Source organism: Bacillus lumedeiriae (assembly GCF_044891285.1).
Classification (GTDB): Bacteria; Bacillota; Bacilli; order Bacillales; family Domibacillaceae; genus Pseudobacillus; species Pseudobacillus lumedeiriae.
In genome coordinates, this window is the sequence record NZ_JAUIYO010000079.1 from 1 (window position 1) to 228 (window position 228).

1 rRNA gene is annotated in these 228 nt (G+C 57.5%); it reads left to right on the forward strand.

What is annotated here, in order from left to right:
- Positions 1-228: ribosomal RNA gene (locus QYG89_RS17305) — 16S ribosomal RNA — on the forward strand; the annotation flags it as partial.

Sequence of the window (228 nt, forward strand, 5' to 3'; positions counted from 1 at the left end):
AGCGGCGGACGGGTGAGTAACACGTGGGTAACCTGCCTGTAAGACTGGGATAACTCCGGGAAACCGGGGCTAATACCGGATAACTTCTTTCTCCGCATGGTGAAAGATTGAAAGGCGGCTTCGGCTGCTGCTTACAGATGGACCCGCGGCGCATTAGCTAGTTGGTGAGGTAACGGCTCACCAAGGCGACGATGCGTAGCCGACCTGAGAGGGTGATCGGCCACACTG